This is a genomic window from Dokdonella fugitiva (genome assembly GCF_004342425.1).
Classification (GTDB): domain Bacteria; phylum Pseudomonadota; class Gammaproteobacteria; order Xanthomonadales; family Rhodanobacteraceae; genus Dokdonella_A; species Dokdonella_A fugitiva.
Window position 1 is genome coordinate 441,778 of record NZ_SLWQ01000003.1, and the last position, 16,004, is coordinate 457,781.

Here is a 16,004-nt window from a genome sequence, read left to right on the forward strand (position 1 = left end):
GTGGACGAGCGAGGGAACGGCGACACGGCGGCGGGCAGCATGGCGGACACGCGACGCGGCATTCGACGGATGACATGGCTCGGCGCATGCGCGGCGCTCGCAGGCGCGGCGCCGGCGAGCGCGCTCGTGCATTGCGTGGACACGGCGGCGGAACTCCAGTCCGCGCTCACCGCGGCGGCGGCGAGCAACGCCGACGACACGATCCGCGTCGTCATGGGCGTGTATGCGCCGACCTCGGTGGACGGCTTCCACGCCGAACTCGATGCACCCGGTGACCTCGACATCAGCGGCGGCTGGTATCCGGGTTGCATCGCGCGCCTGCGCGGCGCGCGCAGCACGATCGACGGGCAGGGATCGAGGCCGGGCATGGTCCTCCTCGGCACCAGCACGTCCGACGGCCACCTCTCGATCAGCCACCTCAACTTCGTCAACGGTCTGAGCGACGGCATCCATGCCGGCGGCCTCACCGCCAATCCCTACGTGGCCGTCCGTCTCGACGTCACGATCGACGCGAACCGCTTCGCCGGCAATGAAGCCGTCGACAGCGTCAACGGCGGTGGTGGCGGCTTGCGCACGGTCGCGGACGGCACGCTGGTCGTCAGCAACAACGCGTTCGTCGACAACTACGCGCGCAACTGGGGCGGCGCGGCACTGCTGCATTGCCAGGGGCTGCTCGCCCGCATCGCCGGCAACACGGTGACCGGCAACGAGGCGTCGACCGGCAGCGCGACCAGCGCAGCGGGCGTGCGGATCGGCGGCGACTGCCTCGTCGAGGTCGCGAACAACATCCTCTGGGGCAACACGGGACTCGATCTCGCCCTGTACGCCGAAGGCGTGCGCCTGTACCACAACGACCTCGCCGACATCGGTGGCGCCGAGGCGCCGGCCACCAGCATCGGCAACGTGCAGGTGGATCCGCAGTTCGTCTCCGCCGCCAACCTGCGCCTGCAACGCACGTCGCCCTTGATCGACGCCGGCTACGACACGCCGATCGACGGCCTGACCGCGTTCGACGCCGACGGCGGACCGCGCGTCGCCGGACCGCACGTCGACATCGGCGCCTACGAACTCGACCGGCTGTTCAGCGACGGCTTCGACCCGCAGTTCAGTCCGGCGTCCTGAATGGGCGCGGTCCCGCGGGCGACGAACGAGCGCCGCGTCCGCCGACCCGTGCGCCGGGCTCCGCGAATTCCTGCACAATCGGCGCATGCCCGAGCCATCCAGTGCGACGCCCGACCAGGCCGTGGAGCTGCTGGTCGAGGTGTTCTACGCGGACCTGCAACGCCTCGCCCGGCGCGAGCGTGGCCGCGTCGCCGCGCCGGCGGAAACGCTCGGCACCACGGCACTCGTGCACGAGGCGTACCTCAAGCTCGCGCGCCGCAGCGTGTTCACCGACCAGGCGCATTTCCTCAACACGGCCGCGCTCGCGATGCGCCAGGCACTGGTCTCGCACGCGCGCTCGCGCATGCGCGTCAAGCGTGGCGAGGGCCGCGATGCGGTCGACATCGAATCGGTCGACATCCTCGCCGAGAGCGACGAGCGGGTGGTCGCGCTCGACGAAGCGCTCGGCACGCTCGAACGCGTGTCGCCACGACTCGCGCGCGTGGTCGAGTGCCGCTATTTCGCCGGGTATTCCGAGAAGGAGACCGCGCTCGCGCTGGGCATCGGCGAGCGCACCGTGCAGCGCGACTGGGTCATGGCCAAGGCGCTGCTGTACGAGGCGCTCGGCGTCTGAACCGATGGGAGGGATTGGCGCCCGACCGTCGCCGGCAGTCACACGACGCATCGTCCCTCGCGCGCGTCGCGGTCAGGGCGACGCGTCCGCAGCGAAGATCGACGCACCGATCGCGGTGGCGAAGCGTTCGATCGCGGCCGCGGCGGCGATCGAGTTGCCGTTGGCGTCGAGGCCGGGTGCCCATGCACATACGCACAGGCGTCCCGGCACCACCGCGACGATGCCGCCGCCGACGCCGGTCTTGACCGGCAGGCCGATGCGGCAGGCGAGGTCGCCGGCCGCGTCGTAGGCGCCACAGGTGAGCATGAGCGCGTTGATGCGGCGCGCGGCAAGCGCGTCGACCACGCGCGTGCCCGGTGGCTGCACGCCGTCGGCGGCGAGGAACAGGCCTGCGCGCGCGAGTTCGCGGCACGACATCGCGATCGCGCATTGCGCGCAGTACGCATCGAGCACCGCGCCGACGTCGCCGTGCAGGTTGCCGAAGCTGCGCATGAAGTGCGCGATCGCCGCGTTGCGGTCGCTGTGCCCGCGTTCGGAGCGTGCGACTTCGGCGTCGATCGCGACGTCCGCCTCGCCGAGCAGGCGGTGCACGAATTCGAGCACGGCGCGCTCGGGCTGCAGGTAGCGCCGGCAGAGCACGTCGGTGACGACGAGCGCGCCGGCGTTGACGAACGGGTTGCGCGGCACGCCACGCTCGCGCTCGAGCTGCACGAGCGAGTTGAACGGCGTGCCCGAGGGCTCGCGGCCGACGCGTTGCCACAGCGCATCGCCTTCGCGTTGCAACGCGAGCGCGAGCGCGTACATCTTCGACAGGCTCTGGATCGAGAAGCGGTGCCCGCTGTCGCCGGCACCGTACACGCGACCGTCGATCGTCGCGACGGCGATGCCAAAGCGGTCGCGCGGCATGCGCGACAGCGCCGGGATGTACGAGGCGACCTCGCCCTCGCCGAGCAGCGGGCGCACGTCGGCGGCGATGTCCTGCAGCAGTGTCGGAAGATCGAGGGTCATGGCGAGCGCGTCAGCGGGAGCGCGCAGCCTACGCGATCGGCGACAGGTCGTGCAGCGGGGCCCATGCGCTCCGTGCAGGGCGGGCCTTGACCGTGATTCCCACCGGTCGGTGACGCACCGCCGTGCCTCATCTCGTGGTGGGCCAGGGACCTCCCTGCGGCAGGTAGCTCCCGCGCAACGCATCGAGCAGCGGATCGCGCGAACCCGGCGGATTCGCCGCGACGTGGCCCTGGCCGATCGTCCAGATGATCACGCCGCCGATGCCGTGCGCCTTCGCGTACGCGCCCTTTTCGGTGACCGATTGCGCGTCGTCGTAGCTGACGAAGTTGCAGCCCTGCGCGCCGATGCCGGCGACCGAGGACAGGTAGGGCACGCGTGCGGTCGCATCCCATTGGCGCGTCGTCGCGACCGGGTACTGGGTCGCGATCGTCGCGTAGCTCATCGTGCCGTCGCCCGACGCGATGCTGCCGCCGTCCTGGTGCGGGCCGGTCACGCCCTGCCAGCAATAGCCGTAGAACGCGAGGCCGATGCCGAGCTTCGACGCCGGCACGCCGGTCGGCTGGTAACCGAGGCGGAAGCTCACGTCGACTGCTGACGGCGTGCTCACGGTCGGCGGGTCCGTATTGAAGAGCGCCGAGTTGTGCCAGCTTTTCCAGCCGTCCCAGCCCTGCGAGGCCGCACCCGCCATGTCGTAGGTCATGATGTCGATGCGGTCGAACAGCGGCGCGACCTCGGCCCAGAACGGATCGGGTTGCATGTAGTTCGGGTTGAACCAGCCGACCGGTACGGTCAACAACATGTGCGGGCGCGCGGTGCGCAGCGCCGTGGCGAGCGCCTGGAAGGCGGGCTTGTCGCCGTCTTCGAGCGGCTCCCAGTCGAGATCCAGCCCGTCGAGCCCATACTGGTCCATGCGTGCGAGCAGGTTCGCGACGAAGCCCGGGCGATGCGCCGCGCCGGCGGCGCCGCGCCAGCCGTCGACTTCGCCCGCGCCGCCGACCATGAGGATCGCCTTGCGCCCCGCCGCGTGCGCTGCGTCGACCGCCGCATGCGCGAATGCCGGTCCGTTCGCGTCGTCGATGTCGAAGTCGTTCGTCACCGTTCCGCTGGCGAGCGGGCGCACGCGTCCGACCATGAGGTGCGTGACCGCATCGAACGGGATGTCCGCGGGCGCGAGCAGCGTGCGCTCGTAGCCGACGTAATAGCCGAGCACCCAGCGCGCCGGTTCGAAGCCGTCGGCGAAGATCGCGTCCGCGGCGCGCGCCCGCTGCACGGGGGCCGTGCACGCGATCGCGATGGCGATCGCGGCGAGGGTGGGCTGGATGGTCCGCATGGCCGTTCTCCTCGGGGTGTCGAGCTTCCGTTACGCGCAATCGCCACGATATCAGCCACCGCCGCGCCATCCGTGCGGCGCCGCACGGCTGCGCAGCATGCAAGCAGCGCGCCGGGCGACTAAACTGGACAGCCCGCGGCGTCGTCCGGCGCCGCCCGCGGCCACAGCGCAGCGCGCCCGCACGCTGCATCGAGAGTACGCATGAACCAGCTCAACGACATCCTCGACCAGGACCTCGACCCGCGCGAAACGCGCGAATGGACCGAGGCGCTGCACGGCGTGATCAAGGCGGACGGCACCGACCGTGCGCACTACCTGCTCGAGCGCATGGTCGAGGAAACGCGTCGCGCCGGCGGCCACCTGCCGTTCGCACCGACGACCGAGTACGTCAACACGATCCCGCCGGAGCGCGAAGCGCGCATGTCCGGCGACCCGAACATGGAATGGCGCATCCGCTGCCTGATCCGCTGGAACGCGATGGCGATGGTCGTGCGCGCGAACCGCAAGCCGGGCGAGCTCGGCGGCCACATCGCGAGCTTCGCCTCGAGCGCGACGCTGTACGACGTCGGCTTCAACCATTTCTGGCGCGCGCCGAGCGCGGACCATCCGGGCGACCTCGTCTTCCACCAGGGCCATTCGAGCCCGGGCATCTATGCGCGCTCGTTCCTCGAGGGACGCATTTCCGAGGAACAGCTCGACCTGTTCCGCATGGAAGTCGAAGGGCGCGGGCGCGGCCTGTCCTCGTATCCGCATCCGTGGCTGATGCCCGACTACTGGCAGGTGCCGACCGTCTCGATGGGCCTGGGCCCGCTGCAGGCGATCTACCAGGCGCATTTCATGAAGTACCTCGAGCACCGCGGCCTGATCGCGCCGAGCGATCGCAAGGTCTGGTGCTTCATCGGCGACGGCGAGTCGGACGAGCCGGAGACGCTCGGCGCGATCTCGCTCGCCGGGCGCGAGGGACTCGACAACCTCATCTTCGTCGTCAACTGCAACCTGCAGCGCCTCGACGGCCCGGTGCGCGGCAACGGCAAGATCATCCAGGAACTCGAAGGCGTGTTCCGCGGCGCCGGCTGGAACGTGATCAAGACGATCTGGGGCAGCTACTGGGATCCGCTGCTCGCGCGCGACACGTCCGGCAAGCTGCGCCAGCTCATGATGGAAACCGTCGACGGCGAATACCAGAACTGCAAGGCGTTCGGCGGCAAGTACACGCGCGAGCACTTCTTCGGCAAGTACCCGGAAACCGCCGCGCTGGTCGCGAACCTGTCCGACGACGACATCTGGCGCCTCAACCGCGGCGGCCACGATCCGCACAAGGTGTATGCCGCGTACCACGAAGCGACGAACACCAGGGGCATGCCGAGCGTAATCCTCGCCAAGACCGTCAAGGGCTACGGCATGGGCTCGGCCGGCGAGTCGCAGAACCCGACGCACCAGCAGAAGAAGCTCGACGACGACGCGGTGCGTCACTTCCGCGACCGCTTCCAGATCCCCATTCCCGACGAAAAGCTCAAGGACGTGCCGTACTACCACCCGGGCAAGGATTCGCCCGAGGTGCAGTACATGCTCGAGCGCCGCCGCGCGCTCGGCGGCTTCCTGCCGCAGCGGCGCACGAAGAGTACGTCGATCACCGTGCCCGCGCTGGGCGCGTTCGAGCAGATCACCAAGGGCACCGGCGAACGTGAGATCTCCACCACGATGGCGTTCGTTCGCGGCATGAATCTCATGCTGCGCGACAAGGCGCTCGCGCCGCACGTCGTGCCGATCGTCGCCGACGAGGCGCGCACGTTCGGCATGGAAGGCATGTTCCGCCAGATCGGCATCTACGCGCCGTTCGGCCAGAAGTACAAGCCGGTCGACGCCGACCAGCTCATGTACTACCGCGAGGACCAGAAGGGACAGGTGCTGCAGGAAGGCATCAGCGAGCCCGGCGCGATGAGCGCGTGGATCGCCGCGGGCACGAGCTACTCGGTCAGCGACGTGCCGATGCTGCCGTTCTACATCTACTACTCGATGTTCGGCTTCCAGCGCATCGGCGACCTCGCCTGGGCCGCGGGCGACATGCGCACGCGCGGCTTCCTCGTCGGCGGCACCGCCGGCCGCACCACGCTCAACGGCGAAGGCCTGCAGCACGAGGACGGTCATTCGCACCTGCTCGCCGGCGCGATCCCCAACTGCCGTGCGTACGACCCGACCTTCTCCTACGAGGTCGCGGTGATCCTGCAGGACGGCGCGCGCCGCATGCTGCAGGAGCAGGAGGACGTCTACTACTACGTCACCGTGATGAACGAGAACTACGTGCATCCGGACATGCCGGCCGGGGTCGAGGCCGACATCGTCAAGGGCATGTACCTGTTCAAGGACGGCGGCAAGCCGAAGAAGAACGAGCCGCGCGTGCAGCTGCTCGGTTCCGGCACGATCCTGCGCGAGGTGATCGCCGCGGCCGAGCTGCTCGAGAAGGACTTCGGCGTGGCCAGCGACATCTGGTCGTGCCCGAGCTTCTCCGAACTGCGCAAGGACGGCTTCGACGCCGAGCGCTGGAACCGCCTGCATCCGATGGACAAGAAGCCACGCAAGGCGCACGTGACCGCATGCCTCGAATCGCGTGCCGGCCCGGCGATCGCGGCGACCGACTACGTGCGCGAGTACGCCGACCAGATCCGCGCGTTCATGCCGCACGGCAAGCGCTACGTCGTGCTCGGCACGGATGGTTTCGGCCGCAGCGACACGCGCGCGAACCTTCGCTCGTTCTTCGAGGTCGATCGCTGGTGGATCGCGCACGCGGCAATCGCCGCGCTCGCCGCGGACGGCCAGATGAACCCGGAAGACGTCGCGCGCGCGATCAAGCAGTACAAGCTCGATCCGGACAAGCCGAATCCGTTGACGGTGTGACGCAGCGGCGCGGTGCGCGGCAGGTTGCGTCGGTGCGCGACCGGGAGTCCCGCCGGCGTCGACGGAGCGGCCTCGTCGCAGGGCATGGCGGCCCTCGGCGGGCAGCCAGGGCGGATCTAGGCGCGCAGCGCCGGATCCGCCGTTTCGCGGCTCGCTCCGGCTACGTTCCGTCGATACAGGTCCGCCACGCGCGACTCGGATGACGGCGCTCCCGTGGGAGCGGCTCCAGTCGCGATGCTCTTCGTTCGTCCGTCCGCTCCACGCCGCTGCGTCCCCCGTACGACGCGGCTCGCCGGCCGTTCCCCTGAAGCGCAGCCGACCGCCGGCGCGCCTCGCATTGACGGCGCGCCTTGCGCGCTTCGATGATCCGCCGATGATGCTCGCCCGCCGCCTGTTCCTCGTCTTCGCCTTCGTGCTCGCCGCGATGGATGTGGCGGCCCAGTCGTCCGACACCGGCAAGTTGCTCGACGAGGCGCGCCAGCGCATCGCCGATGCGCGCAAGCAGCTTGACGGCGGCGACGTCGACGATGCGACGCTGGCGCAGCTGCGCGAGCAGATGGGGGCGGTCGACACGCACGCGAACACGCTGCTCGGCGAGCTGGCGCCGAAGCTCGAGGCGATCACCGCGCGCATCGACCAGCTCGGCCCCGCGCCCGCGAAGGGCGGCGAGGCGCGCGACATCGCCGTGCAGCGCGCCGAACTCGAGAAGCAGCGCAGCGCGCTCGATGCCGACATCAAGCGCGCCAAGCTGCTCATCGTCGACAGCGGCCAGGTCGTCGCGCAGGTCGCCGACACGCGCCGCGCGAACTTCCAGGCGCGACTGTCGCAGCGCACGCCGTCGCCGCTGACGCCGACGTTCTGGCGCGGCCTCGGGGCGAGCCTCGATCGCGACCTCGCCCGCGCGCGCGAGCTGGTCGCCGGCATGGTCGCCGGGACCACGGCCGCGTTCGCGCCGGCCAACCGCGTCGCGAGCTTCGTCGGCGTCGGCCTCGGCGTCCTGCTGGTGCTGCTCGGGCGCTGGTGGGTCGAACGCGCGCTGTTGCGCTGGACCGCCGATCGCGTGCCGCATGGCCGCCTGCGCCGCTCCGCGCTCGCCGTCGCGCTGGTCGTCGCGACGACCCTGCTGACCGGCCTCGGCGCGCAGGCGATCGTCGTGGCGCTCGACTGGCACGGCGTGTTCGGCGACGACGCGCGCGCGCTCGCGCGCTCGGTCGTCGCCGCGGTCGTGTTCGGCAGCTACGTGACCGGCCTCGGCCGCGCGCTGCTCGCCGCGGCACGGCCGTCGTGGCGACTGCCGCCGATCTCCGACGACGTCGCCGTGCGCCTGCGCCACTGGCCACTGATGCTCGGCAGCGCGGTCGCGCTCAGCGTGCTGATCAAGCATTTCAACCAGACCGCGGGCACGAGCCTGTCGGCGACCATCGCCGGTAGCCTCGTCGTCGCGCTCGTCTACGCCGGGCTGATCGGTTGGGGCCTGCTGCGCGCGGCGCGCACGCCCGCGGTCGCGGGTGCGCATGCCGAGTCGTTGCGCCGGCCGGCGTGGGTCGGCGCCGCGATGTCGCTGCTGTGGATCGGCGTCGCCCTCGCGATCGTCGCGTCGCTGGCCGGCTACGTCGCGTTCGCGCACCAGGTCACGCGGCAGATGATCGGGCTCGGCATCGTCGCGGCGACGTTCTACCTCGTCGTGCACGTGGTCGAGGACCTGTTTGCGGCCGCGCTCTCGTCGCGGGCGAGCTGGGTGCAACGCACGCTCGGCCTCGATCCGCGCGTGCTCGACCAGGTCGCGGTGCTCGGTTCCGGCGTGTTCCGCGTGTTCGCGCTGGCGATCGCGCTGTTCGCCGCGCTGGCGCCGTTCGGCACCGAGCCCGGCGACCTCGTCGCCCAACTCGCCCGCGGCGCGGCCGGCCTGAAGATCGGCCAGATCGAAGTCACGCCGGTCGCGGTGTTCGGCGCGCTCGCCGTGCTCGTGCTCGGCATTGCCGCGGTACGCGCGCTGCAGCGCTGGCTGCTCGTGAGCTACCTGCCGACGACGCGCCTCGATCCGGGCATGCGCAGTTCGATGACGACCCTGCTCGGCACCGCGGGCATCGTCGTCGTCGTCGCGTTCGCGCTGTCGGCGCTCGGCCTCGGCCTAGACCGCATCGCGTGGGTCGCGAGCGCGCTGTCGGTCGGCATCGGCTTCGGCCTGCAGGCGATCGTGCAGAACTTCGTGTCCGGCCTGATCCTGCTGGTCGAGCGGCCGGTCAAGGTCGGCGACTGGGTCGTGCTCGGCGACGCCGAAGGCGACATCCGGCGCATCAACGTGCGCGCGACCGAGATCCAGATGGGCGACCGTTCGACCGTGATCGTGCCCAACTCCGAACTCATCACCAAGAGCGTGCGCAACGTGACGCTCGCCAACGCGGAGGGGCGCGTGCGATTCCGCGTGCCGTTGCCGCTCGACAGCGATCCCGCGCGCGTGGTCGGGATCATCAAGGCCGCGTTCGCGGCGCATCCGGGCGTGCTGCGCCAGCCGCCACCGAACGTGCTGCTCGAGAGCATCGAGAACGGCAGTCTCATGTTCGTCGTGGTCGGCTTCATCGCCAACCCGCGCCAGTCGGGCCAGGTGCGCAGCGACCTGCTGCTCGATATCCTCGCGCGCCTGCGCGCGGAAGACATCGCGCTGTCGACGCCGTACCAGGTAAACCTTGGCCGCGTCGGCGATCTCGGCGCGCAAGGCCCGCTCGCGGGCGCGGACTGACCCGCGCCGGGCGCGGGCCCGGGTCCCGAAACGACGCCGCCGGCACGAGGCCGGCGGCGGGTACGGCAATGCAGCGAACGCCTTACTGCGCGGCGTCTTTCAGCTTCTTGAGCGCGCGCACCTTGACCTTCACGCTGGCCGGCTTGGCCGCGAACCAGCGCTCTTCCTTCGTGAAGGGGTCGATGCCCTTGCGCTTCGGCTTGGCGGCCACGGCGACCGCGGTGATCTTCAGCAGGCCCGGCAGCGTGAACACGCCGGCGCCCTTCTTGTGCAGCGAATTGGCGACCGTCTGCTCGAGCGCGGCGAGGACGGCGCGGACACCCTTGGTCTCGACGCCGCTCTGCTCGGCCAGGTGCGCGACCAGGCCCGACTTGCTCAGCGGTTCGGTAATCGGCTTCGACGCGCCCTTCTTGGCGGCCGGCTTCTTGGATGTAGCCATGGTTTTCGTTTCTCCGTGGGGGTAGCGCGGCGCAGTGCACGCGCCGCTGGGCCTAGCGTAGCGTGTTTTCGGGGGCTGCGCGCAAGAGAATGCTTGAAATAGGCGGTTTGTGCGCTGCGACGTGCGCAATGCACCTCTGCGTGGTGGGCGGGCCGGCCGATCAGGGCGGGGTATGGCGCGAAGGTCGAAAGTGAGCCATCGCTTGCTGCTGTTCGGCCTCTGCCTCGCCCAGTCGTTGCCGGCAATGAAGCGACGTCGGTCGAATCGCTAATTCCCACCTGTAATCACCGCATGCATCGCGTGAATTGCGATCAGCCATCTTGATGGATCGATCGCATCTTTTCATTTGCCACGTACGGCTCAAAAAAAAAATACTGACCAAATTCCGGGGTCCGGCGACGGACGGTCTCTTTGAAAGAGCAGGTCATGTCCAGGGAATGGATTGGAGCAGTCATGAGTAGTCCCGCGCACTCCGTTCGCGAACGCGCCTTTGGCGAAACGGATTCGTCGACCATGATGGACAGGTTCCTGTCCGCTCTCTTTGGTCAATTGACGAAGCGGCAGGCGCTCCCACTGCACCGGTTGTGCGGCAGCGACGCGACGATCGTCTTCACGATGGCGGCGAGCAGCGACCGGTCCCTTTTGCTGAAGCCTGGCGCCGACGTCGAGGGGAAACTGGTTAAGGCGCGCGAGTTTCTCATTGGGCGGATATGCGGGTGGCAAGAGCAATTCAGGGTCGAGGAAGAGATCGGCGACGGCCACTCCATCGCGCATTCCAACGTGTCCACCTATGCGGGCGGCGGCGACTGGAAAATCCGGTCGATCGACATTTTCATGACGCTCAGATGCGATCGGTTGTGCCTGCGCCCGATAGCTGGAGTGGTCGTTTCATACGGCGACGTGAGCACCGCCAGCGGTTCAGGAAGCATTTCATCTGCGGCCATTGGGGGGTGCTGGGAGATTCCGAGAGCGCCGTGATTACAGGCCATGCGGACCGGGAGGCCGGGGCCGCTTGAAGGGGCATTTGTACCGAGCGCTGAAGGTCATTCCGGTCGGGACGCAGCGACATTTCATCGGGGGTTGTTCATGTGCATTTCCACGCAGCAAACGGCTTTTGAATTTGATGTCTTCGCTGTTGCGGAGCAGGCAGGCGGATACGGTGGGAATGGCGCAAATATCCTGCGTCGCGCCCGATGTCACGCTGGACGATTCGCTGTCTGGCTGACGTGGACGGTCGCATTCTTCCTCCTGCTGCAGTTTCATGGCAGCGCGCTGGCCGCGTCGCCCGCCGTGGATCGACTGGTCGAGTGTCGTACGGCCATTGAGGGCGTGCGTTGGTCGTATCGTATCTGGCCGAAGGAAAATCCGGGTGCAAAGCCGCCGCTGGCCGAAGTCATGAGCCAGGCGGGGATTCGGGCGAGCGTCGAGAATGATCTGCGCATGGAGGAGGCTCTGCGGCGCTTGTATGGGCGCGAGATTGCTGCCTCTGACCTGCAGGCGGAACTTGACCGGATGGTCGCGCAGACGCGCGCACCGGACCAGTTGCGGGCCTTGTTCGATGCTCTGGGCAATGATCCAGTACGGATTGGCGAATGTCTGGTAAGGCCGGATCTCGTGCGCCGTCACCTGACGGCTGCCTTCCTTGCTGACGAGACCAAGAACGTGGCATCGCGCAAGCTGGCGGAGAAGATCGCCAGGTCGTCGGAAGTGAATGATGCTGAACTGAGATCGCGTGACATCCAGGCGTGGGATTACGCCTATGTCGAGACGAAGAGCACTGCGAAGGGTTCCGCTTACGGCGAGCGTCATGACAGTTCGATTGGCGCTGATGGTGAGTCAGCCCTCGACCCTGGGGAGTTCGCACTTGTTCGTGAGCGGCTTTCCGTATCGCCAGAGGTACGTGCGACTCCTGCCGGAATGCTGGTCGAGCGCCTTGTTGCCCAGTCCCCGGGGCGCCTGGACGTGAGGCGCTACTTGGTGCCGACGCTGGGCTTCGACGACTGGTGGATACAAACATCAAGGTCGATTCCCATCGGTCGGCTGGGCCGGCTGCCAGCCAAGGCCCTCCACATGCCGGACATTGCAGCTGCGCTCGCGGTCCCGACACAGTCACTCGAGGGCGAGCACTGGTTCCATTTCCCCGAAGAGCTTCGGCCATACGGTGACGATGCCTACAAGGCTGTGTGGACCGGCGATCAGATGATCGTCATTCCCCAAGGGGAGGGCGGTTCGTTTTACGCCTATGACCTTGCGGCCGATGTATGGACCTCCCTGCCCACCGCCAATGAGCCGCAGCATGGAGGATCCGCAATCTGGACCGGCGTGCGATTGATTGTATGGGGTGGCGCAGAAGGCGCCTACTCCAATGCCGGTCGTATGTGGGGTCCGGGTCAAGCGAGCTGGACATCTGTGCCCGTAACGGACTCGACACCGACGGCTCGCAGCGGCCATACGGCTGTGTGGACCGGTTCCGAGATGATTGTATGGGGCGGAGTGGGAGACTGCTCGCATGTCGAAGGTGAGCCGCCAATCATTACGCATTGGGAATGTCCGCAGAACAGCGGCGGACGATTCAATCCGCAGACGGGAATTTGGCAGGCCACGGCAACGTCCGGTGGGCAGATTCCGGCACCGCGTCGCGGACATACGGCAATCTGGACGGACGGAATCGCGTCGCCGGTCATGGTGATCTGGGGCGGGGAATGCGATTCCAGTTCCGGCGACTATGCCACGACGTACGTGCCCTGTACGGGAAGCTACCGGCGAGGTGCGCGGTACAATCCCCTCACGAACACTTGGTCGAACATTTTTGAATTGGCCGGCGCTCCGGCATCTGGCCGAAACCGTTCCGCTGTCTGGACGGGTAGCGAAATGCTGGTGTGGGGAGGGGAATTGTGGAATGGCGCGCAATATGCGCTGACCAATACCGGCCATCGTTACAATCCCGCAACCGGTGCCTGGACGGCGATGGCCACTACCAATGCCCCAAGTCTCAGGACCGGGGCCAGCGTCATCTGGGCCGGCGACAGGATGATCGTCTGGGGCGGCTACTACTTCCTCGGCTATCTGGCTTCCGGTGCGCAGTACTTTCCCGGCGGTGCCGATGGGGCACCGGGCAGCTGGGTCCCCACCACTACCGTTGGTGTGCCATATGGACGCTCGAAGCATGCAGCTGTCTGGGCTTCGGGAGGGGATGCCGACGGCAAGATGCTCATCTGGGGAGGCACCAACCCGTTCGCAGAAAACAACCGGTCGTTGGCGCGCGTGGCGCTGTTCGATCCGCTGGCGGCCGAGCAAGGCGTCTGGAGTGAAACCAGCTTCGGTGTGCCTCCGGGAGACGCGAATCAAAGCTTTGTTTGGACGGGAGTGGAACTTGTCGGTTGGGGCGGGAGCTACAACACGGGCTACGCATTCGATCTGGCAGCATCAAGTTGGAGAAGGTTGTCGAATACAGGTGCGCCATCGGCACGGCACGATCATGGAGCGATTTGGACGGGAACCGATGTCCTCGTGTGGGGTGGCGTGAACGGGGCTGTCCATTTTGGCGATGGTGCGCGCTACTCGCCATTCTTCGATGCATGGAGTGCGATTGCCGCAGCTCCGATCGCAGCAAGGGCTGGCCACAGCACCGTCTGGGCGGGTGACCGCGCGTTCATATGGGGTGGCGAAGGCGATGGCGGGCAACTGCTCGGGGATGGTGCGTCGTATAGCCCGAGCTTGAATTCGTGGACTCTGATCAGCGCCGCCACGCCTGCACCCAGTGCCCGCAAGGGCCACGTCGCCGTATGGACGGGCAGCAGAATGGTCATTCAGGGCGGCTTGAGCCCGAACCCGACGAGCTCGGGGGGGCGCTACGATCCTGGAGCCAATGCTTGGGAGACGACCAGTCTTGTCGGCGCGCCGCCCGCTTCGGCCGACCGGCACGTCGTCTGGACGGGCGGCAAAATGCTCGTTTGCTGTTTTGATCAGCCCGCTTTCAGTGCAAAGCTTTATGACCCCGTCGCTGACGCTTGGGCCAATGCGACCGCGACCGGCTCGCCGCCTGGCGCAGTGGACGCCGAGGCTGTCGTATGGTCCGGCACGGAAATGATCGTGTTCGCCGATGGCGCCAACGGTGGGCGATACGACCCCGCGCTCGATACCTGGAAAGCGATCACCAGTGTCGGTGCGCCTCTCTACTCCAAGGCAGCGCACTGGACCGGTTCGTCCATGCTGATGGGCGTTCCTGGCGCCGGTGGCTGGCTCTATTACCCCAGCGGCGAAAACACCCCGCCCGTGGTCGATAACCAATTTTTCCAGGTTTCCGAAAGTACGCCCGTGGGAGTGTCCATTGGTACGGTCGTAGCCACCGATGACGGCTTGCCGACGCCGGCGCAGCTGACGTACGCGATCACGGCGGGTAACGTCGGCGGCGTATTCGCGATCAATCCGGCGACGGGCGCGCTCACGATTGCGCATGCGCTCGACTACGAGACGTTGTCGTCGTATTCGCTTGCTGTCAATGTTTCGGATGGGATGTTGAGTACTGCTGCCACCGTTTCCATCGACGTTATGGACGTGATTGGCGGTCCCGGCGTCGAGAACATCGCGCCGCAGGTGCCGGCCGGCCAGGTGTTCGCGATCGCCGAAGACGCGACCGCGGGCACGAGCCTGGGCACGGTGCAGGCGACCGACGACGGCCTGCCGACGCCGCCGGCGCTGAGCTACGCGATCACGGCGGGCAACACGAACGGTGCGTTCGCGATCGATCCGGCGACGGGTGCGCTGACGGTCGCGGCAGCGCTCGACTACGAGACGCAGTCGAGCTACGCACTGACGATCGAGGTGTCGGACGGTGCGCTGAGCGGCACGGGCACGGTGACGGTGAACGTGACCGACGTGATCGGAGGGCCGGGTGCCGAGAATGCCGCGCCACAGGTGGTCCCTGGCCAGGTGTTCGTGATCGCGGAAAATGCGTCGACCGGCGCGGCGGTCGGTATCGTGCAGGCGATGGACGATGGCCTACCGAAGTCATCAGCTCTCAGTTATTCCATTACGACGCTCAACAGCGGGTTCGCGCTCAATCCGACGACGGGAATGCTGACCATCGCGACGGTGCTCGATTACGAGACGAGATCGAGTTACACGCTGACGATAAAAGTATCGGACGGTCAGCTGAGCGGCACGGGCACGGTGACGGTGAACGTGACCGACGTGATCGGCGGGCCGGGCGTCGAGAACATCGCGCCGCAGGTGACGGCGGGCCAGGTGTTCGCGATCGCGGAAGATGCTGCGGCAAGTACCGCGATCGGCACGGTGCAGGCGACCGACGACGGTCTGCCGACGCCGGCGCTGAGCTACGCGATCACGGCGGGCAACACGAACGGCGCGTTCGCGATCGATCCGGCGACGGGTGCGCTGACGGTGGCCGGTGCGCTCGACTACGAGACGCAGTCGAGCTACGTGCTGACGATCGAGGTGTCGGACGGTGCGCTGAGCGGCACGGGCACGGTGACGGTGAACGTGACCGACGTGGTCGGCGGGCCGGGCGTCGAGAACATCGCGCCGCAGGTACCGGCCCAGGTGTTCACGGTTGCGGAAGATGCTGCGGCAAGTACCGCGATCGGCACGGTGCAGGCGACCGACGACGGTCTGCCGACACCGCCGGCACTGAGCTACGCGATCACGGCCGGCAACACGAACGGCGCGTTCGCGATCGATCCGGCGACGGGTGCGCTGACGGTGGCCGGTGCGCTCGACTACGAGACGCAGTCGAGCTATGGGCTGACGATCGAGGTGTCGGACGGTGCGCTGAGCGGCACGGGCACGGTGACGGTGAACGTGACGAACGTGATCGAGCCGGGCGAGAACGTGGCGC

General features: G+C 67.8%; 9 protein-coding genes. 6 read left to right on the top strand and 3 right to left on the bottom strand.

Annotation, left to right across the window (positions count from 1 at the left end):
- Positions 1 to 69: 69 nt before the first annotated feature.
- Both EV148_RS08700 and EV148_RS08705 read left to right on the top strand, forming a co-directional pair.
- Positions 70 to 1,122, top strand: coding sequence for a choice-of-anchor Q domain-containing protein (locus tag EV148_RS08700; RefSeq protein WP_131996604.1), 1,053 nt, complete (start codon positions 70 to 72; stop codon positions 1,120 to 1,122).
- Between the two features lie 85 nt (positions 1,123 to 1,207).
- The gene (locus EV148_RS08705; protein ID WP_131996607.1) at positions 1,208 to 1,735 is read left to right on the top strand and encodes an ECF-type sigma factor; all 528 of its coding nucleotides are present in this window, start codon (positions 1,208 to 1,210) and stop codon (positions 1,733 to 1,735) included.
- 72 nt (positions 1,736 to 1,807) lie between these two features.
- On the opposite strand, the gene EV148_RS08710 is transcribed toward EV148_RS08705, so the two are convergent.
- The gene (locus EV148_RS08710) at positions 1,808 to 2,743 is read right to left on the bottom strand and encodes a glutaminase (protein WP_131996610.1); all 936 of its coding nucleotides are present in this window, start codon (positions 2,741 to 2,743) and stop codon (positions 1,808 to 1,810) included.
- Between the two features lie 127 nt (positions 2,744 to 2,870).
- A complete protein-coding gene (locus EV148_RS08715; protein WP_131996613.1) occupies positions 2,871 to 4,073 on the bottom strand; it encodes a glycoside hydrolase family 18 protein in 1,203 nt (400 codons plus the stop codon).
- Between the two features lie 201 nt (positions 4,074 to 4,274).
- Here EV148_RS08715 and aceE point away from each other — a divergent pair, with 201 nt between their 5' ends.
- Together aceE and EV148_RS08725 are read left to right on the top strand one after the other, a co-directional pair.
- Positions 4,275 to 6,968, top strand: coding sequence for a pyruvate dehydrogenase (acetyl-transferring), homodimeric type (gene aceE / locus EV148_RS08720; RefSeq protein ID WP_131996616.1), 2,694 nt, complete (start codon positions 4,275 to 4,277; stop codon positions 6,966 to 6,968).
- A 373-nt stretch (positions 6,969 to 7,341) separates the two neighbouring features.
- A complete protein-coding gene (locus EV148_RS08725; protein WP_158287399.1) occupies positions 7,342 to 9,708 on the top strand; it encodes a DUF3772 domain-containing protein in 2,367 nt (788 codons plus the stop codon).
- Between the two features lie 82 nt (positions 9,709 to 9,790).
- Here EV148_RS08725 and EV148_RS08730 read toward each other — a convergent pair whose 3' ends face one another.
- Complete coding sequence (locus tag EV148_RS08730; RefSeq protein ID WP_131996622.1) at positions 9,791 to 10,147, bottom strand: HU family DNA-binding protein; 357 nt, start codon at positions 10,145 to 10,147, stop codon at positions 9,791 to 9,793.
- A 453-nt stretch (positions 10,148 to 10,600) separates the two neighbouring features.
- Between EV148_RS08730 and EV148_RS08735 the strand changes: the two genes are divergently transcribed.
- Both EV148_RS08735 and EV148_RS08740 read left to right on the top strand, forming a co-directional pair.
- Positions 10,601 to 11,125: a hypothetical protein gene (locus EV148_RS08735; protein ID WP_131996625.1), complete on the top strand. Its 525-nt coding sequence runs from the start codon at positions 10,601 to 10,603 to the stop codon at positions 11,123 to 11,125.
- 108 nt (positions 11,126 to 11,233) lie between these two features.
- A partial coding sequence (locus tag EV148_RS08740; protein WP_199222743.1) for a cadherin domain-containing protein occupies positions 11,234 to 16,004 on the top strand: 4,771 nt, incomplete at its 3' end.